Source organism: Cellulomonas oligotrophica (assembly GCF_013409875.1).
GTDB lineage: Bacteria > Actinomycetota > Actinomycetes > Actinomycetales > Cellulomonadaceae > Cellulomonas > Cellulomonas oligotrophica.
Window position 1 is genome coordinate 1,671,376 of the sequence record NZ_JACCBK010000001.1, and the last position, 14,029, is coordinate 1,685,404.

15 protein-coding genes are annotated in these 14,029 nt (G+C 75.5%); 7 read left to right on the plus strand and 8 right to left on the minus strand.

The window, feature by feature from the left end; translation table 11 throughout:
- Positions 1-54: 54 nt before the first annotated feature.
- On the plus strand, positions 55-501 hold the full coding sequence (locus BKA21_RS07395; RefSeq protein WP_140457639.1) for an NINE protein: 447 nt from the start codon (positions 55-57) through the stop codon (positions 499-501).
- Here the strand turns inward: BKA21_RS07395 and BKA21_RS20335 are convergent.
- From BKA21_RS20335 to BKA21_RS07410, 3 genes are read right to left on the minus strand one after another with little or no spacing between them, the layout of a single operon-like run.
- Positions 395-1,006 carry an HAD domain-containing protein gene (locus tag BKA21_RS20335; RefSeq protein ID WP_203793376.1) on the minus strand — a complete coding sequence of 204 codons (612 nt, stop codon included), beginning with the start codon at positions 1,004-1,006 and terminating at the stop codon, positions 395-397. The two genes, BKA21_RS07395 and BKA21_RS20335, sit on opposite strands and share 107 nt — an antisense overlap.
- Positions 1,003-1,917, minus strand: a complete 915-nt coding sequence (locus BKA21_RS07405) for a hypothetical protein (protein WP_140457640.1) — start codon at positions 1,915-1,917, stop codon at positions 1,003-1,005. The genes BKA21_RS20335 and BKA21_RS07405 overlap by 4 nt, the downstream gene beginning before the upstream one ends.
- A 4-nt stretch (positions 1,918-1,921) precedes the next feature.
- Positions 1,922-2,947, minus strand: a complete 1,026-nt coding sequence (locus BKA21_RS07410; RefSeq protein WP_140457641.1) for a LacI family DNA-binding transcriptional regulator — start codon at positions 2,945-2,947, stop codon at positions 1,922-1,924.
- Positions 2,948-3,077: 130 nt separating this feature from the next.
- Between BKA21_RS07410 and BKA21_RS07415 the strand changes: the two genes are divergently transcribed.
- On the plus strand, positions 3,078-4,655 hold the full coding sequence (locus BKA21_RS07415; protein ID WP_140457642.1) for a UxaA family hydrolase: 1,578 nt from the start codon (positions 3,078-3,080) through the stop codon (positions 4,653-4,655).
- Positions 4,656-4,674: 19 nt separating this feature from the next.
- Here the strand turns inward: BKA21_RS07415 and BKA21_RS19940 are convergent, their stop codons facing one another.
- Positions 4,675-4,872 carry a hypothetical protein gene (locus BKA21_RS19940; RefSeq protein ID WP_306458066.1) on the minus strand — a complete coding sequence of 66 codons (198 nt, stop codon included), beginning with the start codon at positions 4,870-4,872 and terminating at the stop codon, positions 4,675-4,677.
- 192 nt (positions 4,873-5,064) lie between these two features.
- The gene (locus BKA21_RS07425) at positions 5,065-5,271 is read right to left on the minus strand and encodes a YlcI/YnfO family protein (RefSeq protein WP_140457643.1); all 207 of its coding nucleotides are present in this window, start codon (positions 5,269-5,271) and stop codon (positions 5,065-5,067) included.
- 163 nt (positions 5,272-5,434) lie between these two features.
- On the opposite strand from BKA21_RS07425, the gene BKA21_RS19425 reads away from it, so the two are divergent.
- Complete coding sequence (locus BKA21_RS19425) at positions 5,435-5,560, plus strand: hypothetical protein (RefSeq protein ID WP_257023418.1); 126 nt, start codon at positions 5,435-5,437, stop codon at positions 5,558-5,560.
- A gap of 50 nt (positions 5,561-5,610) precedes the next feature.
- On the opposite strand, the gene BKA21_RS07430 is transcribed toward BKA21_RS19425, so the two are convergent.
- The 3 genes from BKA21_RS07430 to uxaC all read right to left on the minus strand — a co-directional run bounded on the left by BKA21_RS07430 (position 5,611) and on the right by uxaC (position 8,935).
- The gene (locus BKA21_RS07430) at positions 5,611-6,714 is read right to left on the minus strand and encodes a sugar kinase (protein ID WP_140457644.1); all 1,104 of its coding nucleotides are present in this window, start codon (positions 6,712-6,714) and stop codon (positions 5,611-5,613) included.
- 83 nt (positions 6,715-6,797) lie between these two features.
- Complete coding sequence (eda, locus tag BKA21_RS07435; RefSeq protein WP_140457645.1) at positions 6,798-7,460, minus strand: bifunctional 4-hydroxy-2-oxoglutarate aldolase/2-dehydro-3-deoxy-phosphogluconate aldolase; 663 nt, start codon at positions 7,458-7,460, stop codon at positions 6,798-6,800.
- On the minus strand, positions 7,457-8,935 hold the full coding sequence (uxaC, locus tag BKA21_RS07440) for a glucuronate isomerase (RefSeq protein ID WP_239072704.1): 1,479 nt from the start codon (positions 8,933-8,935) through the stop codon (positions 7,457-7,459). Before uxaC ends, eda begins: the two co-directional genes overlap by 4 nt.
- A gap of 193 nt (positions 8,936-9,128) precedes the next feature.
- Here uxaC and BKA21_RS07445 point away from each other — a divergent pair, with 193 nt between their 5' ends.
- The 4 genes from BKA21_RS07445 (at position 9,129) to BKA21_RS07460 (ending at position 13,963) form a co-directional block, all read left to right on the plus strand.
- Positions 9,129-10,130, plus strand: a complete 1,002-nt coding sequence (locus BKA21_RS07445; protein WP_140457647.1) for a LacI family DNA-binding transcriptional regulator — start codon at positions 9,129-9,131, stop codon at positions 10,128-10,130.
- 65 nt (positions 10,131-10,195) lie between these two features.
- Complete coding sequence (locus BKA21_RS07450) at positions 10,196-11,683, plus strand: mannitol dehydrogenase family protein (protein WP_140457648.1); 1,488 nt, start codon at positions 10,196-10,198, stop codon at positions 11,681-11,683.
- A gap of 154 nt (positions 11,684-11,837) precedes the next feature.
- Positions 11,838-13,001 carry a Gfo/Idh/MocA family protein gene (locus BKA21_RS07455; protein ID WP_140457649.1) on the plus strand — a complete coding sequence of 388 codons (1,164 nt, stop codon included), beginning with the start codon at positions 11,838-11,840 and terminating at the stop codon, positions 12,999-13,001.
- A gap of 101 nt (positions 13,002-13,102) precedes the next feature.
- Positions 13,103-13,963: a sugar phosphate isomerase/epimerase family protein gene (locus BKA21_RS07460; RefSeq protein ID WP_218887372.1), complete on the plus strand. Its 861-nt coding sequence runs from the start codon at positions 13,103-13,105 to the stop codon at positions 13,961-13,963.
- The last annotated feature ends 66 nt before the right edge of the window (positions 13,964-14,029 follow it).

Genomic DNA, 14,029 nt, shown 5'->3' on the forward strand with positions numbered 1-14,029 from the left:
CGGCCGGGACCTTCTCGGACCGGCCCCGGCACCGGTCGCGCTACTGTCCGCGGCATGAGCGACCCGCACCAGCCCCCCGTCCCGGGCGACGCCCCGCAGCCGCACGCGGGCCAGCCCTACCCGGCGCAGCAGTACCCCCAGCAGTACCCGGCGCAGCCGCACCCCGGCCAGCCGTACCCGCCCCAGGCGTACGGGCACCCCTCCCCGTACGGGGCCTACGACCCGTCGGCCGGCGTGCCGTGGTCGGACAAGAGCCGGACGACCGCGGGCCTGCTGCAGCTGCTGCTCCCGCTCGTCGGGGTGTGCGGGGTGGGCCGGCTGTACGCCGGTCAGACGGCGATCGGCCTGGTGCAGCTCATCGGGTTCTTCGTCGCGTGCGTCCTCGTGGGCGTCATCATCGGGGTCTTCGTCGCGCCGGCGATCTGGCTCTGGGCGGTCGTCGACGGGATCGTCCTGCTCGCCAGCGGCGGCCGCGACGCCTACGGCCGGCCCCTGCGCTGAGGATCAGCCCGGGGGGGGCGCCCTGCTCCGCGTCCGCAGCGTCCCGCAGCCAGGCATCGAGGGCTTCGACGTCGTCGCGCCTCAGGCCCACGCGCGGCGCGACGCGAACCAGGAGCGCGCGGCCGGGGTGGTGCGCATGCACCCACTCCTCGTCGGCGTCGGCGATCTCGTCGTCGACCCAGACGAGGTCGCGGCCTGCGGCGTGACGGAGGATCGAGCGGGTCTTCCAGTGCAGCCGGAACCAGGTGTCCTCGGCGGACGGCTCGGCGGGATCGAGGACGGGCAGCGCCGACCATCCGAGCAGCGGAGCGAGGAGGTCGTTGGCATCCTGGCCCCAGGTCGTGGCCCACACCAGCTCGACAGGCAGTGCGCTGACAGCGCACGCCAGCCCGACGTCGAGCCGACTCGTCAGCGGGTTGCCCCTTGGTGCGGCGGGACGGGCTGGAGCCGACGGGGCGCCGAAGGGGAGCAGCACCCCGTCGACGTCGAGGTACAGGACCGTCACGGGTCGGCCGCCGCGGTGCAGGTGTCGACGACGAAGCGGTGGAGGGCGCCGAGGAGGTCGGGCGGGGAGACGACGTAGACGACGGGCTGCTCGACGCCGTCGACGAGGGCGCGGACGCCGAGGACCGTGCCGCGCTTGTCCTCGGCGATCGCGTGCAGGTCGCAGCGGGCGGGGACGACGGGCAGCGTGACGGGCTCGGCGTCGGCGCCGAGGGTGGCGGTGTCGACGTCGAGGGGCCAGGAGGAGGCGTCGGGGGCACGCAGGAGCGTGGTGCCGAGCACCTGCGTGAGCTGCACGCGCGGGCCGCCGGGCACGGCCCGGACCCGCAGCGTGACGTCGGCGACGGGGGCGCCGTCGAGGGTGCGGGTCGTGAGGGTCTCGTCGAGGGCCATCTCCAGCCCGGCCGCGACGGCGGCCGCGGCGCAGTCCTCGCCGCGCACACGGAGGAGGTCGTCGTCCTCGTCGGTGGGCTCGACCTGGAGCGTGGCGGCGGTGCCGTCAGCGGTGACGACGTCGAGCGCGACCGTCAGGTCGAGGTCGGCGACGGTGGTGGGGTCGCCCGCGCAGCGGGGCGCTGGCAGCGCGGCGCGCAGGCGGCGGGTGGCACCGGCCGGGACGTCGCGGCCCTGGAGCGTGACGACGTCGCCGTCGAGGGATCCGGCCGTGAGGCGCCCCTCGGTGACGGTGAGGTCGGTGGAGCCGTCGTTGCGGACCTGGAGCTCGACGACGCGCGCGACACGGTCGGTGCGGGCCTGCGCGACCTCGACCGCCACCGGTCCGGGCGGTGCTCCGGTGGCTGCCGTCTCGACCGGTGCCGGCCCGGGGGCGACGCACCCGGCGAGGATCGCGAGGACGCACGCACCCCCCAGCGCGGCGGCGGTCACGGCCGAGCGGGCGGGCGGGCGGGTCATCGGGTCAGGTGCGGTCCGGGGTGGAGGCCCGCAGCACGACCTCGGTGGCGACGGACGCGCGCCGCGGCGCCCCGGTGTGCTCCTCGAGCGCGAGCTGCGTGGCCAGCGCCCCGACCTCCTCCAGCGGCACCCGCACGGTGGTCAGCGGCGGGACGACGTCGCGCAGCGTGAAGATGTCGTCGAACCCCGCGAGCGCGAGGTCGTCGGGGACGCCCACGCCCAGGTCGCGGCACGCGGCGAGCGCGCCGAGCGCCATGACGTCGTTGACGGCGAAGACCACGTCGACGTCGGGGCCGGTGGCCCACAGCTCGCGCATGGCGGCCTCGCCGCCGTCGTGCGTGAACTCCCCGGTGACGACGTGCGCGGGCTGCACGGGCGAGCCGGCCTGCGCGAACGCGTCCATGAACGCCTCGCGCCGCTCGCGGGCGGTCAGGTGGTGCTCCGGACCGCCGAGCACGGCCGGGCGGCGGTAGCCGCGGTCGTGCAGGGCCCGGGCGAGGGCTGCGGCGCCGGCCGCGTTGTCGACGACGACGGTGTCGACGTCGAGCACGGGCTGGCCGACGAGGGTCACGGCACCGCCGGACTCGCGGTAGTCGGCGAGCGCGGCGCGCATGGCGGCGTTGGTCGGCTCGTCGTCGTACCGGCCGCCGGCGATGACGATGGCGCGGGCGCGCTGGCGCTGCAGGAGCCGGACCAGCGAGACCTCCCGCTCGGGGCGGTGCTGCGTGCTCGCGAGGGTGACCTGGAGGTCGGCGTCGTCGGCGGCGCGCGAGACGCCGGCGGCGATGGTCGAGAAGTACGGGTCGGCGATGTCGTGCACCACGAGCCCGAGGGACGTGGTGCGGCCGCGGGCCATGGCCTGGGCGTTCGCGTCGGGGGTGTACCGCAGCTTCTCGGCGGCGGCGAGCACGCGCTCGCGCAGGTCGGCGCGCACCGTGCGGTTGGCGCTGCCGTTGATCGCGCGGGAGGCGGTGGCGAGCGAGACGCCTGCCTCGCGCGCGACGTCGCTCAGGGTGACGCTCGTGGCCATGGGCCTGAGCGTAGGGGAACGGGCGCGGGAGCGTTCCCGCTGCGGCCAGGATCACCCGGTCCGATTGGAAAGCGATTCCCGGACGCGCCGGGAAACCGGTATCCTGACGCCCGACCCCGGGAGGACGACGATGACGACCGGCCACGCCCCGCTGCCCACCGCGCACGGCGGCCCCACCGACGCGCTCGATGGCGCCGTCCTCCTGCTGCGGCCCGACGACGACGTCGCCGTCGCGACCCGCGACCTGCCCCAGGGCGCGGTGGTGGCGGTAGCCGACCGGTTCGTCACCGTCACCCAGGGAGTCCCCCGCGGCCACAAGCTCGCGGTCGCCGACGTCGCCGCCGGGGTGCCGGTGCGCAAGTACGGGCAGTCCATCGGCCGCGCGACCCGCGACATCGCCGCCGGGCACCACGTGCACACCCACAACCTCGGCATGGACGACGCGGGCCGCGCGCACGAGGTCGGCACCCACCTCGTCGACCTGCCCGCACCCGCCGACCCGGGCCGCACGTTCGCCGGGTACCGCCGCGCCGACGGGCGCTGGGGCACGCGCAACTACGTCGGCATCGTCACGTCGGTGAACTGCTCGGCCTCGACCGCCCGGCTGATCGCCGACCAGTTCCGCGGCCGCGTGCTCGAGGCCTTCCCCGGCGTCGACGGCGTCGTCGCCCTGACGCACGACACCGGCTGCGGGCTCGTACCGACGTCCGAGGGCGCGCAGATCACCCGCCGCACCCTGCGCGGGTACGCCGACCACCCCAACGTCGCCGCCCTGCTCGTGCTGGGCCTGGGCTGCGAGATGCTGCCCGCGCAGACCCTCCTCGACGGCCTCGACCTGCCCGCCGACAAGCCCGTGCGCACCCTGGTCATCCAGGAGACCGGCGGCATCCGCGCCACCGTGCGCGCCGGCGTCGCCGCGATCGAGGAGATGCTGCCGCAGATCAGCGCCCTGCGCCGCGAACCCGCACCCGTCTCCGCGCTCGTGCTGGGCCTCAACTGCGGCGGCTCCGACGGCTACTCCGGCATCACCGCCAACCCCGCGCTCGGGCACGCCTCCGACCTGCTCGTCGCCCACGGCGGCACGTCCGTGCTGGCCGAGACCCCCGAGATCTTCGGCGCCGAGCACCTGCTGCTGCGCCGCGCCGTGAGCCAGGACGTCGCCGACCGTCTCCTCGCCCGCCTCGACTGGTGGCAGGAGTACATGGCGCACGGCGGCGGCACCCTGGACAACAACCCCTCCCCCGGCAACAAGGCCGGCGGGCTGACCACCATCCTGGAGAAGTCCCTCGGCGCCGTCGCCAAGGGCGGCACCGCACCGCTGCGCGCCGTCTACGAGTACGCCGAGCCGGTCCGCGAGCGCGGCTTCTGCTTCATGGACACCCCCGGGTACGACCCCGTCTCGGTCACCGGCCTGGTCGCGGGCGGCGCGACGGTCGTCGTCTTCACGACCGGGCGCGGCTCGGTGCTGGGCTGCAAGCCGACCCCGTCGATCAAGGTCGCCACCAACACCCCGACCTACCTGCGCATGCGCGAGGACATGGACCTCAACGCCGGCCGCATCGTCGACGGCACCGCCACCGTCGAGCAGGTCGGCGCCGAGCTGTTCGAGAAGATCGTCGCCGTCGCGTCCGGCGAGCAGACGGTCTCCGAGGACCTCGACCTCGGCACCGACGAGTTCATCCCCTGGCAGCTCGGCGCCGTCACCTGACCGGTCGCGGGCGAGGAGGTCAGGCGACAGGGGCGCCGTGGTTGGCGAGTCTCGTGGCGATCGCCGCGACATCGTCGAGGCTCCCGTCGGCGACTGCGAGGACGAGGTCGACGGCCGCGTCCTCATCCATCCGCAGGTCGTAGCCGTTGAGCTCGTAGAAGACGGCGGTAGCGACCCAGCCGAGCCGATTGTTGCCATCGCCGAGGGCATGGTTCATCACGAGGGTGGAGAAGAGCCGCAACCTTCTCGTCCAGACCGGGGTACGCGTCGACGCCGAACACGACGTGCTGCGGTCGCGCGAGGGCCGCCTGCAGGAGTCCGAGATCCCGGACCGGCGCGGGCTGCCCTAGAACGATCTCGGCGATCGTGAGCAGTCCGTCGAGGTCCAGGTACTCGGGTGCGTCGGCGTTCACGCCAAGCGGTTCAGGATGGCGCGGTCTCGTTCGACGATCCGCCGCGCCGCGTCGCTGATCCGCTGCTCGTGCCCTGACGTGGCCTTGGCGATCGCCTCGATGGCGACGGCCTGCTGAGACCGGTGCGTCCGCGCCGCGGTCGCCTCGAGGCTCGCCTTCACCTCGGGAGGCAGTCGCAAGGTCATCGAGACGGTCTTGGCCATGGACGGGACGAGACCGCGTGACACCACGTGATGCCACGGTCAGACGGCTGACCCACCAGGGTCAATCGCCGAGCACTCGCCGCGCCGCAGGGGGACGGGCGTGCGAGAGTGAATCGATGAGACTCTCGTCGTCGTCCTGCTGCTCGCCTGGCTCGCCCTGTCCGTGCTCGGCGCGATCATCGAGGGCCTGCTGTGGCTCACGGCGATCGGTGCCGTCCTGCTCGTCGCGACGGCGGTCTACGGGTGGTTCAAGCTCCGGTCCGCGACCACGAGCAGCACGCAGGCCTGACCTCGTCCTCACCTCGCGTGGGACCGCCGACCGGCGGTCCCACGCGTGCGTCAGCGGTCGACGCGGGCCGAGCCGCCGCCGGCGAGCTTGAGCACCTCGGCCTTGGTCGCCATGGTCGTGTCGCCGGGGGTCGTCATGGCCAGGGCACCGTGGGCGGCGCCGTAGTCGACGGCGGTCTGCAGGTCCTGGCCGTCGAGCAGGCCGAACGCCAGGCCCGAGGCGAAGGAGTCGCCGCCTCCGACGCGGTCGAGGATCTCCAGGCCCGGGCGGTGCGTGGACTGCACCAGGCCCGAGGCGCGCGACCACGCGATGGCGCCCCAGTCGTTGACGGTCGCGCTGTGGACCGTGCGCATGGTGGTCGCGATGACCCCGAAGTTCGGGTAGGTGGCGGCGACCTTCTCGATCATGGCCGCGAACGTGCCGACCTCCAGGTCGGAGAGGTTCTCGTCGACGCCCTCGACCTCGAACCCGAGCGAGGCGGTGAAGTCCTCCTCGTTGCCGATCATGACGTCGATGTGCGGGGCGATCGTGCGGTTGACCTCCTGGGCGCGGGCCTGCCCGCCGACGGCCTTCCACAGCGACGGCCGGTAGTTGAGGTCGTACGAGACGACGGTGCCGTGGCGGCGGGCGACCGTGACGGCCTCGATGACGGTCTCGGCGGCGGTGTCGGAGAGCGCGGCGAAGATGCCGCCGGTGTGGAACCAGCGCACGCCGAGCTCGCCGAACAGGTGCTCCCAGTCGACGTCGCCGGGCTTGAGCTGGGACGCGGCGGTGTGGCCGCGGTCGGAGACGCCGACGGCGCCGCGCACGCCGAAGCCGCGCTCGGTGAAGTTCAGGCCGTTGCGCACCGACCGGCCGACGCCGTCGTAGGGCACCCACCGCACGAACCGGGTGTCGAGGCCGCCGGTGAGGATCATGTCCTCCACCAGCCGGCCGACCTCGTTGTCGGCGAGCGCCGTGACGATCGCGGCGCGCAGCCCGAACGCGCGGCGCAGGCCGCGGGCGACGTTGTACTCCCCGCCGCCCTCCCAGGCGCGGAACTGCCGCGCGGTGCGGATGCGCCCCTCGCCGGGGTCGAGGCGGAGCATGACCTCGCCGAGGGACACGGCGTCGAAGGTCGTCTCGGACGCGGGGCGGATCGTCAGGTCGGGCATCGTCGGCTCCTTCGGGACGTGCGGGGTCTGGCGGTCGGGTGGGGCACGGCCCGCGCGGGGTCGCGCCGGGTCGGGGGCGTCGGTCAGGCGGCGTCGGGGCGCAGGGAGCGCGCGAGGGCGACGGCGTCGGCGACGAGCTGCTGGACGCCCGCGAGGTCGCCGGCGCGCACCAGGTCGCGCGGGACCATCCACGAGCCGCCGACCGCGGCCACGCACGCGAGCCCGAGGTAGTCGCCGAGGTTCTTCGGGCCGACGCCGCCGGTGGGCACGAACCGCACGCCGCCGAACGGGGCGGCGAGCGCCGCGATCGCCGGGGCGCCGCCGGAGGTGCCGGCCGGGAAGAACTTCACGGTGCTGACGCCGAGCTCGAGCGCGGCCTGCACCTCGGTCGCGGTCACGGCCCCGGGCAGCGCGAGGACGCCGCGCTCGGCGCAGCGCTCGATCACGGCACGGCTCGTGCCGGGCGAGACGACGTAGTCGGCACCGGCGTCGACGGCCGCGTCGACCTGGGCGGGTGTCAGCACGGTGCCGGCGCCGACGAGCACGTCGCCGCGGTCGCGCAGCACGCGGATCGCGTCGGCGGCGGCCGCGGTGCGGAAGGTCACCTCGGCGACGGGCAGGCCGCCGCCGACGAGCGCGGCGCCGAGGGCGTCGGCGTCCTTCGCGTCGTCGATGACGACGACGGGCACGAGCCGGTGCGCGGCGAGCCGGTCGAGGACGGTGGTGCGGGTGGTCGTGGCGGTCACGGCCGGGCCTCCTGGGGGACGGGATCCACCGCGTCGTCGCGGCGGAAAGCGCTTGCCTCGCTCCGAGCATACGCCTGCCGGGGCAGGTGCAGGGCCAGGTCCACCGCCGTCTCCACCGCCTCGTCCAGGTCGAGGCGGTGCTCGGCCACCAGCCGGGCCAGGTGGCCGGCGTCCACACGCCGCGCCAGGTCGTGCCGCGCGGGGATCGAGAGGAACGCGCGCGTGTCGTCCACGAAGCCCGTGGTGTTGAAGAACCCGGCCGTGTCGGTGACGGCCTCGCGGTAGCGCCGCATCCCGTCGGGGGTGTCGAGGAACCACCACGGCGCCCCCAGGCGCACCGCCGGGTACACGCCGGCCAGCGGGGCGAGCTCGCGGCTGAACACGTCCTCGTCGAGCGTGAACAGCACCAGCCGCAGCGCGGGGTGGTGCCCGAACGCCTCGAGCACCGGGCGCAGCGCGCGCACGTACTCCGTGGCGACCGGGATGTCGTAGCCGACGTCCGGGCCGCGCTCGGCGAAGACCCGCGGGTCGTGGTCGCGCAGCGAGCCCGGGTGCAGCTGCATCACCAGACCGTCCTGCGTGGACATCCGCGCCATCTCGAAGAGCATGTGCGCGCTGAACGCGTCCGCCTGGGCGGCCGTCGCCTCGCCGCGCAGCGCCGCCGCGACCACGGCCTCGGCGTCCGCGTCGTCGAGCGGCGTGGTGTCCGCGCGCAGGTGGCCGTGGTCCGTGGCGCGCGCACCGGCGTCGACGAACGCCCACCGCCGCAGCTCCAGCGCGCGCACGAGGTCGCGGTACCCGCCGATCTCGACGCCCGCGCGCGCCCCCAGCAGCGCGACGTCGTCCCGCCACGTGGGGCGGTCCACGTGCAGCACCGCGTCGGGCCGGAACGTCGGCACCACGCGCTCGCCCCAGCCGCGCGCGGCCAGGTCGGCGTGGTCGGCCAGCGTGGCGGTGGCCGGGTCGGTGGTCGCGATGATCTCGATGCCGAACCGGTCCAGCAGGGCCAGCGGCCGGAACCCCGGCTCGGCGAGGCGTGCCGCGATCGTGTCGTACGCGGCGTCGGCCGTGGCCGCCGAGAGCCGCTCGCGCACGCCGAGCACCTCGACGAGCACGTGCTCCATCCAGAACCGCGTCGGCGTGCCGCGGAACAGGTGCCAGTGCGCCGCGAACGTCCGCCAGATCTCGCGCGGGTCGGTCTCGACCGCGCCGCCGTCGCGCCGCGGCACGCCCAGCGCGTCGTGCGGCACGCCCTGCGAGACGAGCATGCGCACCAGGTAGTGGTCGGGCACGACCAGCAGCGACGCCGGGTCGCCGAAGGGCTCGTCGCGGGCGAAGACGCTCGCGTCGACGTGCCCGTGCATGGAGACGATCGGCAGGTCGCGCGTCGCGTCGAGGATCCGGCGCGCGAGCGGGCGCGTGACCGGGTCTGCGGGCAGGGCCCGGTCGGGGTGCAGGGTCCACGGGTCGGTCACGGTGCCGTCCTCCTCGTCGGCGGCACGCTCCCGCGGGGCCCGGGGGCTGACGGGACGTGCGATGAATGCGCGTGCAGCAGCGACCTTGCCACGCCGCGTCGCACGCCCACAAGGGGTCGTCAGGACCTTGATGTGCGCGGCAAGTGTGTGCTGCAATCGCATTCATCTGTTTCAGCCGACCGCAGGAGGACGCGTGCCCGTGACGCTGCGTGACGTCGCGGTGGCCGCCGGCGTCTCCCCCGCCACCGCCTCCCGCGCCCTCTCGGCGCCCGACGTCGTGGCCCCCGAGACCCGCGAGGCCGTGCTCCGCGCGGCGCAGGCGCTGGGGTACCGCCCCAACCGTGCGGCCCGCGCCCTGAGCACCGGGCGCTCGGGCCACCTGTGCCTCGTCGTGCCCGACCTGGGCAACCCGTTCTTCGCCGCCGTCGCCAAGGCCGTGCAGTCGCGCGCCCGCGCCGCCGGGTACGCGGTGATGATCGCGGACTCCGAGGAGGACCCCCGCCTGGAGGCCGATCTCGTCGCCCAGCTCGGCGCGCAGGCGGACGGGGTGCTGCTGTGCTCGCCGCGCATGAGCGCCGCCGCGCTCGCCGCCGTGGCGGCGGGCCCCACCCCCGTGCTGCTGGTCAACCGGGAGGGTGCCGACCTGCCGTCCGTCGTCATCGACGACCGCGACGGCATCCGCCAGACCCTGCGCCACCTGCACGCGCTCGGCCACCGACGGGTCGCGCACGTCGGCGGCCCCGACGGCTCGTGGTCGGACGCACGACGGCGCGAGGGGCTGGCGGACACGTCCCCCGCCGGGCTGGAGGTCGTCGAGCTCGGCCCGCACGCGCCCGTGTTCTCCGGCGGCGTCGCCGCGGCCGACCTCGCGCTGGCCGCGGGCGCCACGGCCGTCGTCGCGCACAACGACCTCGTGGCCCTCGGCGTGCTCGACCGCCTGCGCGCCCGCGGGGTCCGGGTGCCCGAGGACGTCTCGGTGGTCGGCTTCGACGACGGGCCCGTCGCCACGCTCGTGACCCCGCCGCTGACCACGGTCGCCGCGCCGCTCGCCCTGCTCGGCCGCACCGCCGTCGACCTGCTGCTCGACCCGCCCGACGTCACGCCGCACGTGGTGCTGCCCGTCGAGCTGGTGGTGCGCGGGTCGTCCGCGCAGGCCCCCGCCGACGCCGCGGCCCCGACCGCGCCGGGCACCTGACACCGCCGCGCCCCGCACCCCGCACCCGACCCGCCCGACCCGCCCGACGACCCACCGGAGCACCGATGACGCCGCCCCGCCTGTCCCTGGCCACCTGGCACGAGCGCCTGCGCAGCCCCCTGCCCGAGCAGGTGCGCGGCCCCGCCGTCGACCCCGCGGCCCTGACGGTCGGGCAGGTGCACCTCGGCCTGGGCGCGTTCCACCGGGCGCACCAGTCGGTGTACACCGAGGACGCGGCGGCCGCCACGGGCGAGACGGGCTGGGGCGTGCTCGGTGTGACGCAGCGCAGCGCACGCGTCGCCGAGCAGCTCGACCCCCAGGACGGCCTGTACGGCGTGCTGACCGCGGGCGCGGACGCGACGTCGTTGCGCCTGGTCGGCTCGCTCCGGCAGGTGGCCTTCCCCGGGCGGCAGACGCCGGTGGTCCTCGACGCCCTCGCGGCGCCGACCACGCACGTGGTGACCCTGACGGTGACGGAGAAGGGCTACCGGCGCGGGCCGGACGGCGGGCTCGACCTGGCCGACCCCGACGTGCAGGCGGACCTCGCCGCTGCCGCGGCCGACTCCGACGAGCCCGCCCGCACGCCCGTGGGCCTGCTGGTGCGCGGGCTGGTGCGCCGCGCGAAGGGCGCGGGCACGCCGCTGACGGTGGTGTGCTGCGACAACCTCGTCGACAACGGCCGCGTCCTGGCGCGCCTGGTGGGCCAGGCCCTGGACGCCTCGCCCGCACTGGTCCCGGTCGGCGCCTGGGCGCGCGACGCCGTGCGGTTCCCGTGCACGATGGTCGACCGGATCGTCCCGGCGACGACCGACGCGCACCGCGCGCGGGCCACCGACCTGCTCGGGCTGCACGACGAGGGCCTCGTGGTGGGCGAGCCGTTCACGCAGTGGGTCGTCGAGGACTCCTTCGCCGGGCCCCGCCCCGCGTGGGAGCGCGCGGGCGCGACGCTGACGCACGACGTCGCCCCGTACGAGCGCGCCAAGCTGCGCGTGCTCAACGGCACGCACTCGGCGCTGGCCTACCTGGGGGCGCTGCGCGGGCACGCGACGATCGCGCAGGCCGTCGCCGACCCGGACCTGGCCGAGCTGGCCCGCCGGTACGTCGACGACGACGTGCTGCCGACCCTCGTGGCGCCCGACGGCACGGACCTGGCCGCGTACCGCGACGACGTGCTCACCCGGTTCGCCAACCCCGCGACCGGGCACACGACGGTGCAGGTGGCGATGGACGGGTCGCAGAAGCTGCCGCTGCGCCTGCTCTCGACCGCCGCCGACCGGCTCGCCGCCGGTGCCGTGCCGCACGTGGCCGCGGTGGTGCTGGCCGGGTGGGTCGCGTACGTGCGTGCGGCGGCGGCCGGCGAGCTGGTCGTCGCGGGCCGCACCGTGCCGCTCGACGACCCGGCGGCCGCGGTGCTGGCCGAGGCCACCCGCGGCACCCCCGAGCAGGCGGTCGACGGGGTCCTCGCCCTGCGCGACGTCGTCCCGGCCGCCGTCGGCGAGCACCCGGGCTTCCGCGCCGAGGTCGTCTCCGCCCTGCACACGTTCACGCGCTGACCGGTCCGGCCGACCCCGTCGGCACCCGTGCGCACCGCATCCTGCGGGCGGGTGTTGACGGGGGTGGGCGGCCGTCGGCTACGCTGTCGGAAAGCGCATTCCCCGCCTCGCCGCGGGGCCCGGCGACGGAGCCGGGACGACGACAGGAGACACGATGACCACCCGCACGCTGCGCATCGCGATGAACGGCATCACCGGGCGCATGGGCTACCGCCAGCACCTCGTCCGCTCGATCCTGCCGATCCGCGAGCAGGGCGGCGTCACGCTGCCCGACGGCACGCGCGTGCAGGTCGAGCCCGTGCTCGTCGGCCGCAACGCCGAGAAGGTCCGCGAGCTCGCCGAGAAGCACGGCGTCGAGCACTGGACCACGGACCTGCAGGGCGCGATCCACGACCCCGCCACCGACATCGTCTTCGACGCGTCGATGACCAGCCTGCGCGCCGCCACCCTCACCGAGGCGATGAAGGCCGGCAAGCACGTCTACACCGAGAAGCCCACGGCCGAGACCCTCGAGGAGGCGATCGAGCTGGCGCGCCTGCGCGAGACCACGGGCGTCACCGCGGGCGTCGTGCACGACAAGCTCTACCTGCCGGGCCTGGTCAAGCTGCGCCGGCTCGTCGACGAGGGCTTCTTCGGCCGGATCCTCTCGCTGCGCGGCGAGTTCGGGTACTGGGTGTGGGAGGGCGACGTCCAGCCCGCGCAGCGCCCGTCGTGGAACTACCGCAAGGCCGACGGCGGCGGCATGACCGTCGACATGTACTGCCACTGGAACTACGTGCTCGAGGGCATCCTCGGCAAGGTCCGCACCGTCACCTCGCAGACCGCCACGCACATCGGCACCCGCTGGGACGAGCACGGCGAGCCCTACACGGCCACGGCCGACGACGCCGCGTACGGCATCTTCACGCTGGAGACCCCCGACGGCGACCCCGTGGTCGCGCAGATCAACTCCTCGTGGGCCGTGCGCGTGCACCGCGACGAGCTGGTCGAGTTCCAGGTCGACGGCACCGACGGCTCCGCGGTCGCCGGGCTGTTCCACTGCGTCGCCCAGCCGCGCTCGGCCACCCCCAAGCCCGTGTGGAACCCCGACCTGCCGACCACCGAGCGCTTCCGCGACCAGTGGATCGACATCCCGGCCAACGCCGAGCTCGACAACGGCTTCAAGGCGCAGTGGGAGGAGTTCCTCGTCGACGTGGCGCTGGGCCGCCCGCACCGGTTCGACCTGCTCTCGGCCGCCCGCGGCGTGCAGCTCGCCGAGCTGGGCCTGCGCTCGTCCGACGAGGGCCGGCGCCTGGACGTCCCCGAGATCGCGCTGTGAGCACCCCGACCGGCACCCGTGCGGCGCCCGTCGGGCAGGCCGCCGTCGGGCGTCGCCCCGAGCTCGCGCGGCTCTCGCTCAACACCGCGACGACGAAGCACCTGACGCTGCCCGAGGCGGCCGCGGCCGCGGCGGCGGCGGGGCTGTCGTCGATCGGGGTGTGGCGCGACCGCGTCCAGGAGGTCGGCGCCGAGCAGGCCGCCCGGATCGTCGCCGACCACGGCCTGCGCGTCTCGTCGCTGTGCCGCGGCGGCTTCCTCACGACGCCCGACGACGACGCCGCGCAGGTCGCGCTCGAGGACAACCGGCTCGCGATCCGCGAGGCCGCGACCCTCGGCACGCGCGAGCTCGTCATGGTCGTCGGCGGCCTGCCCGCATGCTCCGCCCCCGGCGGACCCGCCCTCCCCTACCCCGCGGGCACGCCCGCCGGCTCCGGCCCGGACGACCCGGCGCGCGACGTCCTGGCCGCCCGCGAGCGCGTGGCCGAGCGCATCGCCGAGCTCGCGCCGTACGCGGCGGGGCACGGGGTGCGGCTGGTGCTGGAGGCCCTGCACCCGATGTTCGCCGCGGACCGCGCGGTGATCTCGACGCTCGGGCAGGCGCTGGACCTGGCCGAGCCGTTCCCGGCGGACGTCGTCGGCGTCGTCGTCGACACGTACCACGTGTGGTGGGACCCGGACCTGCAGCGGCAGGTCGCGCGCGCCGGGGCGGCCGGGCGGATCGCCGGCTACCAGGTGTGCGACTGGGTGCTGCCGCTGGCGGCGGAGCCGCTGAACTCCCGCGGGCACGTGGGCGACGGGTACGTGGACTTCGCGACCGTCACCCGCTGGGTCCGCGACGCCGGGTACACCGGCGACGTGGAGGTGGAGATCTTCAACGAGCAGATCTGGGCGGCGCCCGCCGAGCAGACGCTCGCGACGATGGCCGAGCGGCACGTGCGGCACGTCCTGCCGCACCTGTGAGCCCCGCGCCGGGGCCGGTCACCTGCGACCGGCCCCGGCGCCACGGCGACAGCGCCGGGCCGGACC

Excerpts from the sequence above, each read along its gene's own strand:
- BKA21_RS07415 (WP_140457642.1), top strand. The coding sequence starts at position 3,078 with ATGACGACCGGCCACGCCCCGCTGCCCACCGCGCACGGCGGCCCCACC.
- BKA21_RS07425 (WP_140457643.1), bottom strand. The coding sequence starts at position 5,271 with ATGGCCAAGACCGTCTCGATGACCTTGCGACTGCCTCCCGAGGTGAAG.
- BKA21_RS07430 (WP_140457644.1), bottom strand. The coding sequence starts at position 6,714 with ATGCCCGACCTGACGATCCGCCCCGCGTCCGAGACGACCTTCGACGCC.
- BKA21_RS07455 (WP_140457649.1), top strand. The coding sequence starts at position 11,838 with ATGACCACCCGCACGCTGCGCATCGCGATGAACGGCATCACCGGGCGC.
- BKA21_RS07450 (WP_140457648.1), top strand. The coding sequence starts at position 10,196 with ATGACGCCGCCCCGCCTGTCCCTGGCCACCTGGCACGAGCGCCTGCGC.
- BKA21_RS19940 (WP_306458066.1), bottom strand. The coding sequence starts at position 4,872 with ATGAACCATGCCCTCGGCGATGGCAACAATCGGCTCGGCTGGGTCGCT.
- BKA21_RS07405 (WP_140457640.1), bottom strand. The coding sequence starts at position 1,917 with ATGACCCGCCCGCCCGCCCGCTCGGCCGTGACCGCCGCCGCGCTGGGG.
- BKA21_RS07395 (WP_140457639.1), top strand. The coding sequence starts at position 55 with ATGAGCGACCCGCACCAGCCCCCCGTCCCGGGCGACGCCCCGCAGCCG.
- BKA21_RS07410 (WP_140457641.1), bottom strand. The coding sequence starts at position 2,947 with ATGGCCACGAGCGTCACCCTGAGCGACGTCGCGCGCGAGGCAGGCGTC.